Genomic DNA, 4235 nt, shown 5'->3' on the forward strand with positions numbered 1-4235 from the left:
GGCACGAACGATAAGCAGTTATCGTTCTAAACCTTCGGTTTGCCCTCGCTCACTTTCTCACTTTTTCACTTTCTAACTTTAAAATTAACCACTCAACCATTTTAACTTTTTTAACCAAAATCAACCAATCTTACTCTTTATAAACTCTTCCATCTCATCTACTATCTCTTCAATACTTCTTTCTCCGTCGATTTTTTTAAGAAGACCTTTTTTTTCATAAAAACTTTCAATCTCTTTTAATGGCTCAAGATAAACTTTCATCCTATTATTGAAAACTTGGATATTATCATCTGCTCCTCTGGCCCTTCCTAAAACTCTTTCTTTTGCAGTCTCTTCACTTACAACTACCTCTATAACCGCTTCGAGCTTGATATCTGGATTTTTAGCCAAAATCTCATCAAGTGCGTGCATCTGTTCTACGCTTCTTGGAAAGCCGTCGATTATAATCACATCTTTATCACTATTTTTTATAGCGGTTACGATAGTATCTATAACGATATCCAAAGGAACGAGTTTTCCGTTATCTACATAACTTGCAATCGTAGCTCCAAGAGTTGTTCCTTTTTTTACCTCTTCTCTTAATAGTTCACCCGTTGAATAATGGGCGATTTTGTCGCTATTTCTTTTTGCTATTATTTCAGCATCCGTTGTTTTTCCGCTTCCGGGAGCTCCAATGATCAAAAATAGTTTTTTCATAATTTCTCCTCATTTGGTTATTTGTAAAATGCTAAATTGGTATAGTTGCTTTAAATAGCAAATATTGCTAAGCTACTCAATTTTTTTAACCAATATCTTTTTGGCTTGACCTCTACACAGAGCTATTTTAGCTCCATTTGCCTCTATTTGAATCGGGCCGAAAAAGCCTTTATTTAATACTTTTATAACATCTCCGATCATAAATCCCATAGATGAGAGTCTGCATTTGAATTCGTCACACTCTCCTTCAAAACCAACTACTTTAACTATATCTTTATTTTTTGCCTCTATTAGTTTCATATCTTTTTTGGTTCGCGTATTCTTATATGCAACTCTTTTAATTGCTCCGGATCAACCGGACTTGGTGCACTTGTCAATAAACATTGAGCTTTTTGCGTTTTAGGAAAAGCTATAACGTCTCTTATGTTATCTTTTTTTGTAAGTAGCATTATAAGTCTATCAAAACCTATAGCAAATCCCCCGTGAGGAGGAGCGCCAAATTTTAGAGCCTCAAGCAAAAATCCAAATTTTTCATTTGCCTCTTCTTGAGAAATACCTAAAATTTCAAAAACTTTTTTTTGAATTTCGCTTTTATGTATCCTTATACTTCCTCCTCCAAGTTCGACTCCGTTTACGACCATATCATAAGCTTCGCTTGTCATATCTTCGATCTCTTCTTCGTCAATATTTTTAGGCATAGTAAACGGATGATGAAGGGCTTTTATCTTCACGTGTCCCTCTTCTATTTCAAACATAGGAAAGTCTACTACCCATAAAAACTCATATCGATTTGGGTCTTTTAGCCCTAAAATTTCTCCGAGTCTATCTCTTAATCTTCCCATATAATCCAATACAATCTTTTTGCTTCCGGCGCCAAAAAAGATCAAATCCCCGCTTTTTACATTTGTTCTTTCAATAAGTGCTTTTTTCTCTTCATCGCTTAAAAATTTAACGATAGGGCCTTGAAGTTCGTTATTGTCTTTAACTTTTACCCAAGCTAAGCCTTTTGCTCCAAATTTCATAACAAAATTGGTTAGCTCGTCTATCTCTTTTCTTGTTAGACTCTCTCCTCCAGGAACCGGAAGGGCTTTTATCCTGTTTAATTTCTTAAATTGTGCGATTTCTCGAAAAACTTTAAGGTCGGTGTTTTCAAAAATATCTATAACATCGATTAACTTTAAATCAAATCTTAAATCCGGTTTATCCGTTCCGTAATTTTCCATAGCTTCAACGTATGGCATTCTTTTAAATGGAGTTTTGATATTTACTCCGCATGCGGCAAATATGGCTTTTATAAGTCCTTCGGCGATATTTATCACTTCATCTTCTGTGCAAAAACTCATCTCTACATCAATCTGAGTAAATTCAGGCTGACGATCAGCTCTTAAATCCTCGTCTCTAAAACATTTTGCAATCTGAAAATATCTATCAAATCCGCTTACCATCAAAAGTTGTTTAAAAAGTTGAGGAGATTGGGGAAGTGCGTAAAACTCTCCCGGATATAGTCTGCTTGGAACCAAATAATCCCTTGCACCTTCCGGAGTGGATTTTGTCAAAATAGGGGTTTCAACCTCTAAAAATCCATTTGCGTCTAAAAAATTTCTTGCGGCTATTGCTGCTTTGCTTCTGAGTCTAAAAGTTTCATAAGCTTTTTTTGTTCTTAAATCAAGATATCTATATTTTAATCTTATCTCCTCGTTTACACTCTCATCTCCAATGGTAAACGGGGTTGGTTCGCTTCTATTTTCTATAGTCAAATCCTCAACAACAACCTCAATTTTGCCAGTGAGTAGTTTAGGATTTTCTAGTCCTTCTCCTCTAAGTCTAACTTTTCCCTTGGCTATCAAAACATATTCGTCTCTTACTTCTGTTGCTACTTTGTGAGCTTTTTCGCTATCTGCAGGATCGCAAACTAACTGGACAATACCGCTTTTGTCTCTCAAATCTATAAAAATTACTCCTCCATGATCTCGGTAGCTATTTGCCCAACCGCAAAGAACCACCTCTATTCCTACATCTTTTTCATTTAGCTCTGCACAATAGTGTGTTCTCAATCTTGATCCTTTAGAACATTTTTTTGTGCCTGATTTTACAAAGATATGGTTTAAGTTATGATAAAATTATAGCTTTAGGATATAAAAAATTTAAGGATAAAAATGGATATTAAAAGAGTTGGAGTAGTCTTAAAACCATCAGCGCCAGAGATAAAAGATCTTTTTTTTAAAATTAAAAACGCCTTTGAAAAAGAAGGAATCGAAGTTTTAATAGATAGTATTAGCGCCTCAATGATTGGTGTAATGGGACAAGAGTTTGATTTGATGTGTGAAAATAGTGATATTTTGGTTTCAATCGGAGGAGATGGGACTTTAATCTCTTTGGTGAGAAGAAGTTATAGATGCCATAAACCGATTTTAGGAATATATGTAGGTAAACTTGGGTTCTTAACAGATATTTTGCCAAACGAGATTGAAGAGTTTATAAAAAAGTTAAAAAATGATGAGTTTAGAATAGATCATAGAATGATGATGGAGGCTACGATAAAAGGTAAAAAAGAGAAGATGTATTCTTTTAATGATATCGTAATTACGAGACAATCTATATCTAAAATGATTCATGTTGATGCTTTTATCGATAAAAAATGGTTCAATACCTATTATGGTGATGGGCTTATTATTTCAACTCCTACAGGATCTACCGCATATAATTTGGCTGCGGGAGGACCGGTTGTCTATCCTTTGACTAACGCATATATATTAACGCCTATTTGTCCTCACTCGTTAACGCAAAGGCCTTTAGTTTTGCCGGCGGAATTTGAGATAGAGATAAAAAGCGTTAAAGAAAATGCGCTAATGGTTGTGGACGGACAAGAAATTTATGAATTTACGCCTAAGGATACGATTATAATAAAAAAGGCTCAAATTGGAGCTAAACTTATTCATAGGATAGAGAGAAACTATTTTGAAGTTTTGAGAGAAAAACTTCATTGGGGGATGTAATTGATAGAGAGGGTTTATTTAAAAGATTGTATAGGTTTTGATGAGGTTGAACTTGAGTTTAAAAAGGGTTTGGTAGTATTTACAGGTCCAAGCGGTGCCGGTAAGTCTGTGTTGATGGGACTAATTTTGTCTCTTTTTGGAATCAAAGAGTTTGAGGCAAAAGTTGGAGAAATTTTATTGAATATGGATATCGATTTTGAAAAATTTGGGTTGGAAAAAGATGATGCGATAATTGTAAGAGGCGTTAAAAAAGAGAAAATAAGATTTTTTATCAATTCTCAAACTGTATCAAAAAAAATTTTAAGAGAGATTTTTAAAGATAAAGTCGGCTATTTAAGCCAAAAAGAGAGTTCAATCTTTAAAAGTCAAAATATAATTGAAGCTTTGGATCAGATATCCTCTAAAATGTTTGAGGGCTTTGGAAAAATTTTAAAAAGTTATAAAGATAAATTTTTAGAATATAAAAAGTATCAAAAGGAGTTGAATAGATTAATAGAAGATGAAAAAAAGATAAACGATTTGATAGAGTTTGCAAAGTTTGAA

5 protein-coding genes are annotated in these 4235 nt (G+C 34.0%); 2 read left to right on the forward strand and 3 right to left on the reverse strand.

Annotated elements, in window-relative coordinates:
* Window positions 1–120: 120 nt before the first annotated feature.
* The 3 genes from AC30RD_RS06810 to aspS form a co-directional block, all read right to left on the reverse strand.
* Window positions 121–696 carry an adenylate kinase gene (locus tag AC30RD_RS06810; RefSeq protein WP_489493646.1) on the reverse strand — a complete coding sequence of 192 codons (576 nt, stop codon included), beginning with the start codon at window positions 694–696 and terminating at the stop codon, window positions 121–123.
* Window positions 697–768: 72 nt separating this feature from the next.
* Window positions 769–996, reverse strand: a complete 228-nt coding sequence (locus tag AC30RD_RS06815) for a FeoA family protein (protein WP_489493648.1) — start codon at window positions 994–996, stop codon at window positions 769–771.
* Complete coding sequence (aspS, locus tag AC30RD_RS06820) at window positions 993–2750, reverse strand: aspartate--tRNA ligase (RefSeq protein ID WP_489493650.1); 1758 nt, start codon at window positions 2748–2750, stop codon at window positions 993–995. The genes AC30RD_RS06815 and aspS overlap by 4 nt, the downstream gene beginning before the upstream one ends.
* Window positions 2751–2852: 102 nt before the next feature.
* Between aspS and AC30RD_RS06825 the strand changes: the two genes are divergently transcribed.
* Complete coding sequence (locus tag AC30RD_RS06825) at window positions 2853–3692, forward strand: NAD(+)/NADH kinase (protein ID WP_489493651.1); 840 nt, start codon at window positions 2853–2855, stop codon at window positions 3690–3692.
* Window positions 3693–4235, forward strand: a 543-nt coding sequence (locus AC30RD_RS06830; protein ID WP_489493652.1) for an AAA family ATPase, incomplete at its 3' end; no start/stop codon positions are given.

The sequence above is a fragment of the Nitrosophilus sp. genome (assembly GCF_982775275.1).

Coding starts and splice junctions, on each gene's coding strand:
- AC30RD_RS06825 (WP_489493651.1), top strand. CDS start 2,853: ATGGATATTAAAAGAGTTGGAGTAGTCTTAAAACCATCAGCGCCAGAG.
- AC30RD_RS06815 (WP_489493648.1), bottom strand. CDS start 996: ATGAAACTAATAGAGGCAAAAAATAAAGATATAGTTAAAGTAGTTGGT.
- AC30RD_RS06810 (WP_489493646.1), bottom strand. CDS start 696: ATGAAAAAACTATTTTTGATCATTGGAGCTCCCGGAAGCGGAAAAACA.